The sequence below is a fragment of the Exiguobacterium sp. s91 genome (assembly GCF_018618915.1).
Taxonomy (GTDB): Bacteria; Bacillota; Bacilli; order Exiguobacteriales; family Exiguobacteriaceae; genus Exiguobacterium_A; species Exiguobacterium_A abrahamii.
Genome location: NZ_JACSMZ010000014.1, coordinates 1 through 343 on the forward strand (window position 1 = coordinate 1; position 343 = coordinate 343).

2 rRNA genes are annotated in these 343 nt (G+C 48.1%); both read right to left on the minus strand.

Features of this window, described 5'->3' with window-relative positions:
- Positions 1 to 107 (minus strand): 5S ribosomal RNA (rrf, locus tag KNQ06_RS16920); the annotation flags it as partial.
- A gap of 101 nt (positions 108 to 208) precedes the next feature.
- A 23S ribosomal RNA gene (locus tag KNQ06_RS16925) occupies positions 209 to 343 on the minus strand; the annotation flags it as partial.

The window sequence follows — 343 nt, forward strand, 5'->3', positions numbered from 1 at the left end:
CGTCCTATCCTCACAGGGGGAAGCCCCCAACTACTTTCGGCGTTCAAGTGCTTAACTTCCGTGTTCGGCATGGGAACGGGTGTGACCACTTGGCTATCGCCACCAGACATTTATTATCTTAACATTATGTTCACATAACGTCAAGACTTTTTTTCGTTTTTTTGAAAGGCTCGCGCCCTCAAAACTGAAGTCATCAACAAGCATCTGCTAGAACAAGGCCTCGACCGATTAGTATCACTCAGCTCCACATGTCGCCATGCTTCCACCCGTGACCTATCTACCTCATCGTCTCTGAGGGGTCTTTCTTGATTACTCAAAGGGAAATCTCATCTTGGAGGGGGCT